12 protein-coding genes and 2 tRNA genes are annotated in these 16,343 nt (G+C 41.6%); 1 reads left to right on the forward strand and 13 read right to left on the reverse strand.

Annotation, left to right across the window (positions count from 1 at the left end):
• Positions 1 to 49: 49 nt before the first annotated feature.
• The 8 genes from H5185_RS16395 to H5185_RS16430 form a co-directional block, all read right to left on the reverse strand.
• Positions 50 to 123, reverse strand: a tRNA-Cys gene (locus H5185_RS16395).
• Positions 124 to 164: 41 nt separating this feature from the next.
• Positions 165 to 240: transfer RNA gene (locus H5185_RS16400), tRNA-Gly, on the reverse strand.
• 237 nt (positions 241 to 477) lie between these two features.
• Complete coding sequence (gene pgsA, locus H5185_RS16405) at positions 478 to 1,026, reverse strand: CDP-diacylglycerol--glycerol-3-phosphate 3-phosphatidyltransferase (protein WP_124016366.1); 549 nt, start codon at positions 1,024 to 1,026, stop codon at positions 478 to 480.
• A 44-nt stretch (positions 1,027 to 1,070) separates the two neighbouring features.
• A complete protein-coding gene (gene uvrC / locus H5185_RS16410) occupies positions 1,071 to 2,903 on the reverse strand; it encodes an excinuclease ABC subunit UvrC (RefSeq protein WP_124016365.1) in 1,833 nt (610 codons plus the stop codon).
• Between the two features lie 44 nt (positions 2,904 to 2,947).
• The gene (gene uvrY / locus H5185_RS16415; protein WP_011638098.1) at positions 2,948 to 3,592 is read right to left on the reverse strand and encodes a UvrY/SirA/GacA family response regulator transcription factor; all 645 of its coding nucleotides are present in this window, start codon (positions 3,590 to 3,592) and stop codon (positions 2,948 to 2,950) included.
• Positions 3,593 to 3,842: 250 nt separating this feature from the next.
• On the reverse strand, positions 3,843 to 4,262 hold the full coding sequence (locus H5185_RS16420; protein WP_182742643.1) for a secondary thiamine-phosphate synthase enzyme YjbQ: 420 nt from the start codon (positions 4,260 to 4,262) through the stop codon (positions 3,843 to 3,845).
• A gap of 702 nt (positions 4,263 to 4,964) precedes the next feature.
• A complete protein-coding gene (locus H5185_RS16425) occupies positions 4,965 to 5,651 on the reverse strand; it encodes an LrgB family protein (protein WP_124016355.1) in 687 nt (228 codons plus the stop codon).
• Between the two features lie 4 nt (positions 5,652 to 5,655).
• Positions 5,656 to 6,123, reverse strand: a complete 468-nt coding sequence (locus H5185_RS16430; RefSeq protein WP_182723322.1) for a CidA/LrgA family protein — start codon at positions 6,121 to 6,123, stop codon at positions 5,656 to 5,658.
• Between the two features lie 106 nt (positions 6,124 to 6,229).
• Here H5185_RS16430 and H5185_RS16435 point away from each other — a divergent pair, with 106 nt between their 5' ends.
• Positions 6,230 to 7,132: a LysR family transcriptional regulator gene (locus H5185_RS16435; protein WP_124016353.1), complete on the forward strand. Its 903-nt coding sequence runs from the start codon at positions 6,230 to 6,232 to the stop codon at positions 7,130 to 7,132.
• 167 nt (positions 7,133 to 7,299) lie between these two features.
• Here the strand turns inward: H5185_RS16435 and ptsG are convergent, their stop codons facing one another.
• The 5 genes from ptsG to H5185_RS16460 form a co-directional block, all read right to left on the reverse strand.
• Complete coding sequence (gene ptsG, locus H5185_RS16440) at positions 7,300 to 9,051, reverse strand: PTS glucose transporter subunit IIBC (protein ID WP_182723321.1); 1,752 nt, start codon at positions 9,049 to 9,051, stop codon at positions 7,300 to 7,302.
• Positions 9,052 to 9,098: 47 nt separating this feature from the next.
• Complete coding sequence (gene ptsP / locus H5185_RS16445; protein WP_220494483.1) at positions 9,099 to 11,681, reverse strand: phosphoenolpyruvate--protein phosphotransferase; 2,583 nt, start codon at positions 11,679 to 11,681, stop codon at positions 9,099 to 9,101.
• A gap of 494 nt (positions 11,682 to 12,175) precedes the next feature.
• Positions 12,176 to 13,471, reverse strand: a complete 1,296-nt coding sequence (locus tag H5185_RS16450; protein ID WP_182742644.1) for a carbohydrate porin — start codon at positions 13,469 to 13,471, stop codon at positions 12,176 to 12,178.
• A 679-nt stretch (positions 13,472 to 14,150) separates the two neighbouring features.
• Complete coding sequence (locus tag H5185_RS16455; protein WP_182723319.1) at positions 14,151 to 14,600, reverse strand: copper resistance protein NlpE; 450 nt, start codon at positions 14,598 to 14,600, stop codon at positions 14,151 to 14,153.
• Between the two features lie 898 nt (positions 14,601 to 15,498).
• Positions 15,499 to 16,343, reverse strand: an 845-nt coding sequence (locus H5185_RS16460; protein WP_259396243.1) for a PRC-barrel domain-containing protein, incomplete at its 5' end; no start/stop codon positions are given.

Genomic DNA, 16,343 nt, shown 5'->3' on the forward strand with positions numbered 1-16,343 from the left:
AAAGTGTTGTTTTAACCGCTACTAAAAGTAACCATTAAACGCAATTTTGTGGAGGCGCGACCCGGAGTCGAACCGAGATAGACGGATTTGCAATCCGTAGCATAGCCATTCTGCCATCGCGCCATCTTTAACCAAATTCAAATCCATCGGATAAGATAAGAAATTGGAGCGACATATCGGGTTCGAACCGATGACCTATACCTTGGCAAGGTATCGCTCTACCAACTGAGCTAATGTCGCGTATTCAATCATTTTTATGCTTCATTACATCAAAAAGAAAGGTATCGTTTTTCAACCTATCTAACTGAGCTAACTATTCATAAATCGTGTTGGTTAACATCGCGCCCTAGGGTTTGTTGTTGACTCATCACTTGTCTACGGGGTGGCATTCTACCGAATTAACCTCGTGTGTCAATTATTGATTTATGCATTTTTGACTGTTTGCACACTAAATAATCTTATTGAACTATTATTACGCTATTCTGCCGTTAAATCTTTCCAAGCTGCTGAAATGTAACTCATCATCGACCAGAACGTCAGCGCAGCTGCAATATAAAACAACCCATAAGCCACATCAGTTAACCAAGGTGTAGGCTTCCAAATTAATCCAATAATGGCGATCATTTGCGTGGCTGTTTTGTATTTACCGATCCAAGACACCGCAACAACACCGCGTTTACCTATTTCAGCCATCCATTCACGCAAGGCTGAAATAACAATTTCGCGGCCAATCATAAATAATGCAGCTAAGGTTAAATACACATTGTCATTTTGCTGAACCAACAACACTAATGCTGTCGACACCATCACTTTGTCAGCTACAGGATCTAAAAAAGCCCCAAATCGGGTTAATTGCCCGAGTTTACGTGCAGCGTAGCCGTCCAACCAATCGGTCAAAGCGGCCAGCCAAAAAATAAATGCCGAAACAAATGGTGCCCATGAATATGGTAAATAGAAAACCGCGATGAATACAGGTAACAAAGCAATACGGAATAATGTCAGTGCAATAGGTAAATTAAACGGCATAAAAAGACCAATTTGTCAGAAGCAGCGCCAATCTTGCCTTAATTTTAGCCCCCTCGCAATGCATCATGAATTGTTTGTGCCATTTCTAAGCTAATTCCGGGAACTTTTGTCAATTCTGCCACGCTAGCGCCCTTCACCTCTTGTATTCCGCCTAAATGTTGCAACAAAGCTTTACGTCTTTTAGGCCCGACTCCGGCGATAGATTCTAAGGTTGAGGTGTTACGCGTTTTCTGACGTTTATTACGATGTCCGGTAATCGCAAAGCGATGGGACTCATCACGAATATGCAACATTAAATGAAATGCTGGTGAATCACTCGCAATATCAAAACTTTGCTCACTGCCACCAACAATAAAGGTTTCAAGCCCTGCTTTACGGCCCTCACCTTTGGTCACACAAATAAGTAACGGTGGATGGTCGATATTGACACACTTCTCATCGACAATCGTTTGCGCCACTCTTAATTGACCAATACCACCGTCAATAAAGACTAAGTCAGGTATTTTGCCATTATTATCAATTTTGTCGAAGCGACGACTGATTGCTTGTTCCATCGCTGCATAATCATCACCCCCCGTGATGCCAGTAATGTTGTAGCGGCGATAATCGGCTTTATGTGGCCCTTCACGATTAAACACCACACAGGAGGCAACAGTGCTTTCGCCCATAGTGTGGCTAATATCAAAACATTCCATTCGCTTAATCGGCTCATTAAGCTCAAGTGCCTCTTCAAGCAATTGGAATCGTTGCTCAACCGTGTTTTTATGCGACAACCTGGTGGCAACAGCATTACTCGCATTGGTCATCGCTAAGCGTAAGAAATTAGCTCTGTCGCCACGCACTTGGGTTTTTAACTCAAACTTTTTATCCAGTGCATGCTCTATCGATGCTTCCAACTCTTTTATACCATCAAAGTGATGGCTGAGAATGACTTCTTTAGGAATAGTGCGCTGGATATCCGCGTTTAAATAAAACTGACCTAAAAATGACGACAGCACTTCTTCGATTTCAGTTTCTGCTGGTACAGAAGGATAATAACTACGACTGCCAAATATTTTACCGTCGCGAATGAACAATAGATGAAAACAGGCAATACCAGAGGCGTAATCGACACCAATGACATCCATATCACCTTTATGATTAGACACTTCTTGCTGCTCTGCTACACGCCTTAATGCGGTAATTTGGTCACGATACTGAGCCGCTCGTTCGTATTCCATCTCAATTGCAGCGGTTTCCATTTTCGCCACCAGCTGAGATATCACTTGCTTGTCTTTGCCGCGTAAAAATAAACTGGCTAATTTGACCTGCTCACTGTATTCCTCATCACTGACAATCCCCACACAAGGCGCACTGCAACGATCCAGTTGATACTGTAAGCAAGGACGAGAACGCGATTTATAGTACAAATCATCACACTGGCGGATAGGAAACAGTTTTTGCATTAAGTGCAAACTTTCACGCACTGCGCCGCCATTGGGATAAGGACCAAAATAATGGCCTTTTTCACGCTTTGGACCGCGATGATATGCCAATCGAGGATGCTTATGGCCGCTCAATAAAATATACGGATAAGACTTATCATCACGCAGCAACACATTGTATTTAGGCATGTACTGTTTGATGTAATCGTTTTCAAGCAATAACGCATCGGTTTCGCTATGCGTAACGGTTACATCAATATGATCGATATGCGAGACCAATGCTTGGGTTTTTACATTGGCAATGTTAGCTCGAAAATAAGAAGTCAGGCGTTTTTTGAGATCTTTGGCCTTACCAACATAAATAACCTGCTGGCGCTTATCGTACATACGATAAACACCAGGTGCTGAGGTAACATTTTTTAAAAAAGATTTGGCGTTAAAACCACTGGACATGATTAAAGCTACTTAATGCGTTGCGAGGAATACACTATTCCTGACTAAAATGAACCTGTATCAAGCATTTTGTAACGGATAGCTAAACGGGTTAACTCAACGTCACCGCCGATCCCAAGCTTAGCGAATAACCGATAACGATAGCTATTGACGGTTTTCGGGCTTAAATTTAATTTTTCAGAAATGTCATTCACCTTCTCGCCATTAGTAATCATCATCATGATTTGTAATTCACGTTCAGACAAACTGCTAAATGGGTTCTCATCAGAGTGATTAAATTGGCTCAACGCCATTTGCTGAGCAATTTCAGGCGATAAATACCGCTGACCACGGGCCACTTGAGTAATAGCACGCAACACTTCAGGTGATGTTGACCCTTTGGTCAAATAACCAGAAGCTCCCGCCTGCATCACTTTGGTCGGAAATGGGTCTTCAGTCTGCACCGTTAACACGATAATTTTTGCATCTGGTTGATAACGTAAAATTTTACGGGTAGCTTCTAAGCCGCCCATACCTGGCATATTCATGTCCATTAAAATGACATCAGCTTCATTCTGTCGAGACCACTGTACTGCTGTTTCTCCATCTGGCGCTTCACCGATGACTTTAATACCGCGTTCATCTTCCAAAATACGACGGATCCCCGTTCTCACGAGTTCATGGTCGTCAACCAAATATACAGATATCACGTTAACCCACCTATTATTATGCGTAATTCATTTTTGAATTTTAGGGCCGTTTTTTTATATATAAAACATTTATTTGCAAAATGTTATATCAATATTTCGCAGCTAAAAGTTACATTCATTACATCTCACTTATCTGAATGAATTTAACATCTTTACATTTACTTACACAAGCAAAGTCACCATTGACCGCAAAAGATGCATATAAAACAAACAGCTTTGTTACCTAAGTATTACAATTTAACCTTTTTAATCATTCACCTTGAAGCGTCACAATAATCGTGCGCGCCGCAGCATGATCACGATGCTCGCATAAATATAACCCTTGCCAGAGACCTAGGTTCAATCGTCCGTTGGTAATTGGAATGGACTGACTAGAACCAATCAAGGTCGACTTGATATGAGCAGGCATATCATCTGCCCCTTCAAAAGTATGCTCAAAGTATGGCGCACCTTCTGGTACTAGCACATTAAAATGTCGCTCCATATCACCACGCACTGTCGGATCGGCATTTTCGTTAATGGCCAGTGATGCCGAAGTATGCTGAATAAACACATGCAATAAGCCAACCTTGATATCTCTTAGCTGTGGTAGCTTCGCAATCACTTCATCGGTGATTAAATGAAATCCACGCCGGTGAGGCTTAAGTGTTATCTCTCGTTGAAACCACATCACATAAATCCTATATCCAGACAACACTCGTAAGCACTAAACACGTATACGACTAATTATTAACAATATATTTTGCCGCACTGTGGTCAATGATACATCAGAATGAGGTAACGTTTAACATAGTCATCCATCTAGTTTTTACTGAGCAGCTTAACAATAAATAGTACCATCAATAGTTGCGACTAAAATACAACTATTGCGTCACACTATAACGATTGGCAGTAATAATAAAAAGTTGTCTGACTATGGAGCAACCCACTCAACACCTTTATTGATAGCCCAGCGTTTTTGGAATATTGATTATCGTTTGTCATCCCAGCGATATCGCCATATGGCCACGATATGCACCACTGGCCATTAAGCGATTAACGACCAGCACACAGTTACCCGAATGTCTTAGCAACAAACAAAAAAGCCCCATGATTTAAATGAGGCTTAAGGTCATATTAATTAACTACACAGATACAAGATTACTTTTTTGTGAACCATGATAACCATCACGCTTCCAATTGACATCAAGTAATTCGGAGCCCGACAAGCTAATCAACTCGACATTTGTATTATGGCTTTTATCGGACTAACCCTATGCTCTTGGGAATCATCAATTTACATTTAGACTCTATAAAATCACTAGCCAGTACGACCTGTAAACCTACGATTGGGTTTGTTGTGATTTCAATATACAAAGCCAAACACTCGCGATTAAAAAAGCAATGCAAATAAGGGCGCGGTAATGACCATGGCAATACCGGTAAAAATCATGGTTAAACTGGCGATAACACCTTCTTCCCGGCCAATTTGATTCGCTTTAGCCGCTCCAGCGCCATGTGCTGATGCACCTAAAGAAATCCCTCTGGCTAAGCTGCTTTTTATGTTCGCAGCTTTAAAAAGGGGATCGCAAATCAGCATGCCCATAATACCTGTCACCAAAACTAACATTGCGGTTAATTCCGGTATACCACCAAATGCGCTCGTGGCCTCAATCGCAAACGGAGTTGAAACCGATCTAACAATCAAGCTTTTAGACAGCTCGGACGGCATATGGGTAAATTGAATAATCAACCATGATGATCCCACGCCCAAACATAACCCCACTATCACCCCGATACTGATGGTTAATGGGTAACGCTTAATCAATGCACGCTCCCGATAAATGGGCACCGCAAACGCGATAGTCGCAGGAGCCAATAACGCGGGTAGCCAATGGGTAAATTGAAAGTAGTCAGCCAGTGGGATTTGAAATATTACCACGGTCAGCAAAATAATCGTCGGTGCCATTATGATCGGAGCAAACCAAACACGTTGCCGGCGTAGATAAAGTCGCTTACTAAAGTAATAGCCTGCCAATGTGAGTAACAAACACAAAAAGCCTAATAATGAACCATTCATGCTACTACCTATTGTATTCAAAATTGAGCGGAGTTTCTTTAAGGTGTAAGCGCTGTGATGTAATGCTGTTTAACCTTTGTTTACGTTCAAACTTAAATAACTTATCAACGATAAATGCCGTGCCTAATAACACGCTAGTGCTGGCCAGTAACATGCATATAATCAGCTCAGCACCATAGCTTTCGAGTATTAATTGATATTTGGTAATCGCCACAACTGGCGGAATAAAAAATAGCAGTAAGTCACCAATTAACCATGCTGAACCTTGGTTAACGATTTTTTCGGGTACCCAGTGGCATGACAATAAGACTAATAGAATGCCTAAGCCTATAACGCTTCCGGGAATAATTGAATCAACAGATTGAGCAGCCCACTGACATAACCAAGCAAATAGGCACAGACCACTCACTTGAATGAATAAGGTTGTTTGGCACTTTAAAAAGGCGCTATGGGTATTTAATGAAGATAACATTTGATTTCACACTGGGTGTTTTTAGTTAATATGAACAGTTTACTCTTGCTTAATTCATAAAAAAAATGAATATTAATGATTTATTTAATCACTTTTGGTTATACATATGGATCTTAAAGCACTGCACTATTTCACTGAGGTTGTTAACGCCGGTGGTTTCGCTAAAGCGTGTCATGCTGCATTTGTTACTCAACCCGCTCTCTCAAAGGCAATACGCTTGCTTGAAGAAGAGCTTGATATGGTATTACTAGAGCGCGGAAAACGCGGCTCTCAGATCCGCTTAACTGAAGCGGGGCAAGTTGTTTATCGCCATGCGTCTACTTTGTTAGAAGGTCGCCAACTGATGATAACCGAGCTGGATCATTTGCGAAATTTAAGTGGCGGTTTACTTAAATTAGGCTTAGCTCCCTTAGGCAGCGCCGAATTATTTGCTCCAGTAATAGCAAAATTTAGGCAGCTACATCCTAACGTTGAATTGCAGTTACTGGTGCGCGGCGGGATTGAACAAACAGTGGCCTTACATAAAGATGAAATTGAACTTGCAACAGGCATCATTGATTTTGACGATGAATTTGATGGTATTCGCGTACGTAATGATTCAATGGTGGTCGTATTGCCTTCGGCCCATGTGCTCGCGAGTAAATCAATACTCCAACTCAGTGAGCTTAATCTATTGGCTCAAGTGATGTTTGAACCCGAATATGCCCTATATGAGCTGGTACTTGAGGCATGTGCAAAGGCGGGATTTAAGCCAACAAATATCACTCGAGTCAGTCATGCTGATTTTGGTATTGCCCTGGTAGCCGCTGGCACAGGAGTCATGATATTGCCAAAAATTATTGCCGAACGATATCGAGTTGGCGCGGTTGTCAATATTCCTTTAGCAAGTGAAGACTTACGCTGGGAATTATCATTGTTTTGGCGTAAGCAAAAGCATTTGTCTTTTGCCGCGCAAGCAATGATAGCACTGATTAAGCAGCACTTGAGTCAATTAGAGAGTGAAACGTAAATATAGTACGTTCTACACTCGAGATAAGAGATGCGATAAGTGAGGCTAAACGGCAGACACCATACTAAAAAAGCGCCTATTGGCTATCAATAGGCGCTTGAGGACGTAAACACTGATTTAACCGTTACAGGTAAAGAACACCATTATTACTGGCTTGAACCTCAGGTTTAATCGGCAAAAGTCTCGTTCAATACATTGGCGATACCCGCAGTATTGGCATTAAAAATTAAATGCACCAAATTCGGATTTAATACCAATATGGCTTCAATTCCCTGAGCTTGCAAAGCCGTCTTATCTAATTGACTTGCATCTTTCACTTCAAGGCGTAAACGGTTATCTGCAATTGCACGACATGAACTGACCTCACCTAAAAGTGGTTGAATGGCAAGCGCTTGCTGGCGATCACTAGACGTAATGTTAACGGCATCCGTTTCTGTGCTTGCCACAGGACCAGCAACAACATAACCACCAGAAGCGAGCATTTCATCAATTTCAGTGCGTGACACTTCGGCGATAGTCCCCACAATAGCTTGTACGGCATTGCCTGAAATCAACACACCACTAGCGCCGAGTTGCTTCAATCTCGCCTGATCCACTTTACTGGTATCAACCACATCCATACGTAAACGGGTGATACAAGAATCAACATTGGTTAAATTCTCAGGGCCACCAAAGGCTTCAATAAAGTTACGCGCTCTTTCCGTTCCTTGTGTTGATACAACCTCTAATTCAATATCCATGCGTCCAGGCGTTTTCAAATCGAACTTTAAGATTAAGAATCTAAATACCATGTAATACAGCACAGCATAAATGAGGCCTAAAACAACCAACAACCAGATTTTTTGCGAATGACCAGAAAGAACAAGGAAATCGATTAAGCCATGCGAAAACGAGGTTCCATGAACCACACCCAACATATTCACTAAAACATAAGCAAAACCAGCCATTAATGCATGCACAACATACAGTAACGGTGCCGCAAATAAGAAAGCAAACTCAATAGGTTCAGTGATCCCGGTTAAGAATGCAGTTAACGCCGCCGAAATCATGATACTGCCGACCATCACTCTATTTTCTGGGCGCGCAGTATGCCAAATCGCCATTGCAGCAGCTGGTAAACCAAACATTTTAAATAAGTAACCGCCGGCTAATTGACCAAAACCATTACCCGCAGCTCGGCTAGCATCGTCTGCTTGCAAATAACATGTCAGTACGCCTGTTGCCGGTTTCCCTAAACTGTCAACACAATTACCCGCTTCGAAGAAGAAAGGCACGTTCCATACATGGTGCAAACCAGCTGGAATTAACGAGCGTTCTACCACACCGTAAATACCAAAGGCTAATGTTGGGTTTTGATATGCCGCCCAATGAGAAAATGCAGCGATAGCATTGCCTATCGGAGGCCAAATAAACGATAAGATAACGCCAGCAAAAATCGCTCCAAAACCGGTAATAATAGGTACACTTCGTTTACCAGAAAAGAAGCCCAGATAAGAAGGCAATTGAATTTTAAAGAAGCGGTTAAATGTCGAAGCCGCAATTGCACCTGCAATCATACCGCCAAACACCCCGACATCTGTGCCTGGTTCAAGTACACCAATGGTTCTAACCATAATGGCGTATCCAACCAATGCCGCCATAGCTGCCACACCATCATTTTTAGCAAAACCTAACGCAATACCTATGGCGAAAAGTAATCCCATGTTGCCAAAGATAGCTTCCCCCGCTTGGACCATTAACACATTGACGATATCGGGTAATACGCTAAAACCTGCGCTCCCAACACCTAACAGAATACCCGCGACAGGTAATACAGAAACCGGCAACATAACCGATTTACCCACTTTTTGTAATACCGAAAATGCGCCACTCATCATGGCCTTCTTCGGCTTAGCTGTTTTTATTGTTTTAGATGTCATAATACAACCTTAGAAATTTCAATAGATAACCAAGTGATCAACGCTTTTTAGATCTCGCCTTTAACAGCTATTAGCGTATTAGGATCTCGCATTAATGTTCGAACATCTTTGGCATCTGCGCAGCTCATCGCTTTAGCAGCGATAAGCTGACAAGCTTGCTGATTTAGATGACGTACTTGATGTTTCACTTCAGGGATCGAAGGCACACTCACGGACAATTCATCAATGCCTAAACCAACCAATATCGGCACTGCATCTTTTTCGCCAGCCAAGCCACCACAAATACCAGCCCACTTACCTTTGGCGTGCGCGGCTTTAACGGTCATATCGATAAGGCGTAATACTGCTGGGTGTAAGCCATCAGCAATGGCAGCCAACTTTGGGTGACCACGATCAATCGCTAAAGTATATTGAGTTAAATCGTTGGTACCGATAGAGAAAAAGTCAACATGCTCAGCTAATACATCTGCCATTACAGCAGCTGATGGCACTTCAATCATGATACCAATCTGAATACCACTGATATCAATCGCCAATTTTTCGGCTTCTTCTTTTACCACTTGTTTGGCTAACTTAAGCTCGAACAAAGACGCCACCATAGGGAACATAATGCGTAAGTTACCTGCATCGGCCGCTTTCAATAAGGCTCGTACTTGTTGGCGTAAGACTGCCGGTTTATCTAAACCAACCCGGATCCCTCGCTCTCCAAGGAATGGGTTATCCTCTTTAGGCAAAGGTAAATACGCTAAGGGCTTATCACCGCCGACATCTAACGTGCGCACCACCAATGGTCTCTGGCCTAAGGTCTGCAGTACCGCACGATAGACTTGCTCCTGTTCATCTTCTGAAGGAGCAACAGATTGATCTTGATATAGAAACTCTGAGCGTAATAAGCCAACGGCTTCACCACCCATGTCGACTAATTTCTGGGCATCGCTGACTTTGGCAATATTACCGGCGATTTCAAACCGTACTCCATCCAAGGTCACGGCTGTTTCATCTTTTTGCGCAAAAGCTAAGGCTTTTTGTTCTTCCGCAGCATCTTTAATGACGTTCAATTCAGTCATTTCAGCTTCGGTTGGCGACAATAATAGGTAGCCTTTAGCGGTGTCGAGTAATACCTCGGTACCGTGCAAGGACATGATCTTAGCTTCAACGCCAGCCATAGCAGCAATGCCCATTGCTCTTGCCAAAATAGCACTGTGGCTCGATGCCCCACCTAATGTGGTGCAGATGCCTTTAACAAATGCAGGATTAAGTTTTGCGGTATCAGAAGGGGTTAAATCTTTAGCGACTAGAATAGTATTTTCAGGGAGATCAGTAGGAATCGTGTCTTGAGATAATCCCGCCATAATCCGTGAGACACGGTTGCCGACGTCCATAAGATCCGTTGCACGTCCAGCCAACAAGAGATTATCCATCCCAGCAAGTTTATCGGCTTGGCGGCAGATGCTCTTACTCCAAGCATACGGGGCTGACTTGCCTTGTTGTAACTCAATAATACAATCGTCGTACAAATCTGGATCTGACATTAGCTCTTGATGAGCGACAAAAATATCGGCTTTTTGCCCCATATTTTTGCGCTGTAATTCTTCAACTAACTCAGCTAAAGTGGCATCGGCTATTTTCATCGCATCGTCAAGAATGTTTTGCTCAACCTGTGCATCATCAGCAAAAGTGTCAAATTTAGGCACCTCAGCGTTAATCACATATAAACGCCCTCTCACTTGACCTGGAGATGCCTCTACCCCAATTAACTGACGGGGATCTTGGCTTGTTTGCAGTAGCAGTGACGGCTCGGAAAAAGGATCAAAATCACTTTTAACCTTGTTAGTCACCTGTGATGCATCTGCGCCCTCTTCACCTAAACCTGAGCTTATCGCCTCAGCTAATGCCGCGATTGCCGCTTGTTGATCTTTGCCTTTAGCGAGAATGACAATCTGCTCCCCAAAAGCGATGTCTAACCCCATCAGACCAACCACACTGCGGGCATTGACTTGCTTGCCTGCTTTTTCAATCATCACGTCACATTCAAATGACTTAATCGCGGTAACGATAGCGGCAGCGGGGCGAGCGTGGATACCGGTTGGATTAATGACAACGATAGGGTCTGAGCTTATCATGTCATCTGACTTTGTTAGCGCTTCACCTGCCGCAGCTAACTCAGCACTAAACAACAAATCTCCGGCGTTAACACATTTTTCCATGGTCGGAGTTAAGTTAATAATTCTTGTCATATCGGTAAGCAGTATCACTGTACGCAAACTTTTGACGCTACAACCTACTTTATCTAAATCTAACTCAATGAGTGGCGTTTTGGCTTTGACAACATCCCCCACCTTAACCAAAGCCTTAAAACCTTCGCCTTTCAATTTAACGGTGTCGACACCTATATGAACCAGAATCTCAATGCCTGTGGCAGTTAATAAGGTCACGGCATGCTTTGAAGGGTGTATTTGACTAATAGTGGCATCACATGGCGCGTGAAGTATGTTTTCAATGGGGTCTATCGCTAGACCATCGCCGACCATCTTTTGTGAAAATGCGGCATCAGGAACCTGACTCAGTGGACAGCAAACTCCTGTGAAAGGGGCGAGCAACTGAATAGTGGTTGAAGTTTTTTTGTTCATTGGAACTCCGAATTAAACACTTAACTGCATAATATTAGTGTATTTTTTATTTATTGCAGTGGAATAGGTAAAGTAAAAAAGCGGCTGCTTACATTTTTACTCACTATTCCAATATCAATCAGACTATTAGTACAACTTAATGTACTTATTAAGGAGACCAACGATTACCACTCCTTAATTTGTAGGAATAACTACACTATTTGGTTGAAACCTCGAATAGTCGAGGTGACTACGTGAGTGATCAGACATCAATTTAACAAAGCTAAGATGTGATGTCACAATCAGATCTCCAAGATATGATGTCGGTAACAAAATTACCTAATTGTTACCAACATCCTAAATAGTTCAAACCATCGATAAAGGTTACAAACCATCCTTTTATGTGGATTTCACTCACTCATTTTTCATAAAATCGAAAAACTTAATATAACGGCAATATCTTTATTAGCACTCAATTAAGTGACTCTGACAATAACTTGCCATTTGAACCTTACTTAAAATGCGATATCACCTTTAAGTGTCACCACCCAAGTATCGTCATTCTCACTGATAGCACCTGGATTAATGATGTATTGAATTTCAGGACGAATAGCAGCATATTTAGTGACTTGAAATTTATAATAGCTTGCAACTACCGTCTCAGTGTCTTTGACAGGCATATTAACTACATGATTATTATTGTAAAGATGCGCACTATCGGCAAAACTATCGTTTACATGTAAATAGGTTGCGGCTAAGCCCCATTTATCATTTGCACGTGTTGCAAATGGACCTTGATAATTAACACCTAATGCCAAAGAGTGATCAACAGAAGTGATATCTTGGTCGTTTAACGTCCCCATAAAGAACACACTAAGACCACGATCAGAATCACCGCCAACAGAAGTCACTTGTTGCTCAGCAACAAAATAAGCCCCATCTTTACTGTCATGTTGGCGTGCTTTACCGCCATCAATAATCAAGGGGTTACCCTCTTCATTGTAGTAAAGGTCTTCACCGCCAACGGTATCATGCCAATAACCGAGTTTATAAGTACCCGGTAAGCCATTGATCTTCGGCATCCAAGCAAGTTCAACAGGAATCGTAATCCCCAAAGTGCCGTGAGGACTGCCTAAATTAAGATTTTGGCTGTTTTTAAGCCAGCTTGGGTTCATCTGGTAAATACCTGTTTTGACATACCACTCTGGCGCTAGCTGATATTTAACAACACCAGCCCATTGACTGATAGGCCAGTTGTATATAGTTGAATTAAAGTTACCAACTTGCGAACCACAGAATCCAAGATAGGCAAATTCACACTGAAAATCGCCAAACTCAGCGCCCACATTCATTCGGCCTAATTTGATATTGAGGTCACCGCTAAGCAAATTTTGCTCATAGTAGAATTCTGAAATACGGGTAACTCGGCCACGACCAAACACTTCTATTGACTGCATTAATTGGCCAATTTCGGCTTTATCATTAATGTTTTGGCTCTGCCCACCTCGATTAGTTAACGCAACGTGGAAGTTGGCACCGGACAGTTCAAGTAATTTTTCGAGGTCGAAATTAGCACCAAGGACAGTTTGGTCGGCATAGCTAGTCGCATGACGTTGTCCACCGTTTAGGTTGCCACCTGTTTCAAAGGTATAACCTAAGCTAACGTCAACACCAGCATTATGCATCTGGCTGCGAATACCACCGATATCACCAAACAGGTAGTTATCAGCAGAGAAATTATCGGCTTGCACTGGACTACTGCAAATAAGTAACAGCACTGAGGCTGTCGTAAGAGTGTTGATACTTTTCATTGAATACTTCTTATAGTCAATTGGAAAAGGCAATGCATCGTTATAAGATAAATGCACTATGGAATGTTACTTAAAAGATTTTTTTGTATCAAAAATAGTAATTACAGAACAATAATACAGCAATAAATTTACACACTAATGCGGAAAATGTTGATTTTGAGCGTTTGATCTCAAGTTGATAAATGTCGTTATGATTGCTGAACACCTTGTATTTAGTTGGCTTTTAGATTGCATAGTGATTAGGAGAAGCAGGCTCAACACCCACTGTAGAAAGGGCTATCGACAACCGTCAGCACTTTTAAGTATCAATACTTAGTTAGATTTACATTCAATAAGCACACCGACTTAGCGTTGAAATAGATGTATATTTCAAACAGAGCTCCATCAGCCTGCTTAGTATTCGTGCTGACCTAACGCCATTAATGACTAAGTGGGTGAGCAATCTCGATAGCGGATCCTTGGTACTTGTGGATTCAAAGTCACGCTTTAGCTGAATATGTCATATTGCGGTACAGCCCAAACTAGAATTGATATCGTCAATATCGATAAGAGTTACTCATGTCTGAGTCTGATAACCGTTCCCTGGTTGAGCTGTTAATATTTAATGTTTTAGAGGCTAGAGTATTTTTCATTACCATAAACTGAAGTGCGAAGTTCAGTTCTTGATATAAACCCGCTGCTATGGTTTCTTTTTCAACACATAATTAGCAGCAAGCTGACTAGTAATTCTATTGCCTTGAGTGTCCAATCTGATCAGCTGATTTTCACCAACTAGATATTGTGTGCCATCTGGCAAGATGATTTTTTGGCCATGCTCGCCCCATGTCACTTTGCCAATCAGTTTGAAAATTTTCTCGTCTTTGCCCAAATAAACAGTTTCCTCAACAAAGCTATTATCAGCTTTAAGTGTCATTAGGGTTTGTATACCTTCACAACTTGCGCAAGGCAACACACCTTCATAGCTACCTGCCCAATCGAGCGAATGTTGACTGCTGTCACCCACAGGCACAGGATTGGCAACATCTGTTTGAACTTGGCTCGTACTAGCTGCAATGTCTTCTTTCGGGGCTTCAGAGCAAGCCGCGGTGAGTAAAACCAAAACGGCGATACAAGATATTGATTTGTTCATAATTTCTCCAAGACAATTTGGGCATAGTAACGCGTTATGTTCATTCATCATACCTGCCAAAAACGAGCTAGTCTAAGTTTGACTATTTTTATTTTATAACAGCAACTTAAGTTGTATTTTTGTGATATTTAAGTAGTGAAAAGGTTGGTAATTAATGCCAAAGCTGTAATTAATGATGAGAATAATATCTCTTTAAAATTCGTTACTTTCAACATCAAATCTATACTCAAAATCAACCATGAAGCCCACTTATTGAGTCAATAACATAATGATTTAGCGATGAGGTTGCGATAGATTTTGTGCTATTCCAGATGTCGATTATCACTCCACCTGTACACATATTGAGTCAGAAATATGAAGTTTGTCACTTAGCAGCTGAGACAAACCCTGCCTTTAAATAGTCAGCATGATTAAATTGAAATAACCTAAAAACCGGGGCTAATCATTATCGACCACAGCACGCCCGATGGCGATATCGCGCGGTTTGGTCAGTAGGAAGATGTTATATCAGCAGAAAACCAAGAGTCAGTCAATTAACGGCCAATGCCATGCGGTTTAATAGGTGCTATTTGTGACTCGACATCTTGTTATCAAAAGCGGGCACATATGTCTCAGTTTTCCATTTTTGGTCTGAGAATATGATTACTCAAATGTCAGAAAGAAAAAAGCCATTGATTATCAATGACTTTTTCTTTTAAGATGCGACCAAGGGATACAAATTTGCACCTAAGGCCCTCGTATTAAATGTAAATTAGTGTTGTATTTTCACATACTAATAAAAAGTTAATTGCCAATAGAACACAATGGCTAACTGAGATTGCCTATATTTTCACATTGAAATTATTTAAATGTGTCACGTAAACACACCAGCCAAAGCCCTGATAAAGAGGTAATAAGGTTATTTATCATTACGACCATAATGAGTTTGCAAATTTTGCTCATGTTCAAGACTAAAAGGCACTGAGGGGTCGAAGGTGGGTGCATCTTTCACTTGCTGCTGCGTCATATCTACATAAATTTTAGAGGTAGGCCAACTCACCTCTTTAATCCACTTGGGCGCAACCAAAACTAGATGACCCAACCACCAATTACTGGTGTTAATAATCAAATAACGAATAGCCCAAGTGTCGGTATCTATCAACATACCTTGTAAGTGACCCAATTCACCGTCTATCGCATCAAGATGATAATCCGTCACGGCCTCACTACTGCGCAGATGATGATCATCATCCCGTGATAATGCAGCATCGACGTCTGCGGACATCTCTGAGTTATCTATGTTATCTGGTTTTGGCGCGACACTATAATAACCAGGAGACATCATATTAGGACTGGGCTCACTTCCCCAAATACCTGTGTTCCCCCAGTAATGTTGGTAACCATAATATTCCATATGATCGACCTCATGCTGCCTAGAGACGGGTTTTTCGCTATCGATGTCAGGGCTATTTTTTACCTGCTCTCTTGAGATTGTGACAGTAAGCGTCTTCTGCTGCTGATTAAACTCTTTGATTGATATGGGTGAAAGCAATATTTTTTTGCTTGATAACCAAGATCCCGTTTCCACCACCAAGTATCGGATGACCCAATGCTTGTCATCAAAATAAAAATCTTTAGTTAATCCAATATCGCCATCAGAGGCGTGAATAGCTAAACTTTTTAAATCATTCAGTGTATATAACATGATGTATTTGCTCCAGATTAAAGATGGCAAACAATAAGTCATTGCTTTGCTAATAGAGT

The sequence above is a fragment of the Shewanella sp. SG44-6 genome, assembly GCF_014164185.1.
Taxonomy (GTDB): Bacteria; Pseudomonadota; Gammaproteobacteria; order Enterobacterales; family Shewanellaceae; genus Shewanella; species Shewanella vesiculosa.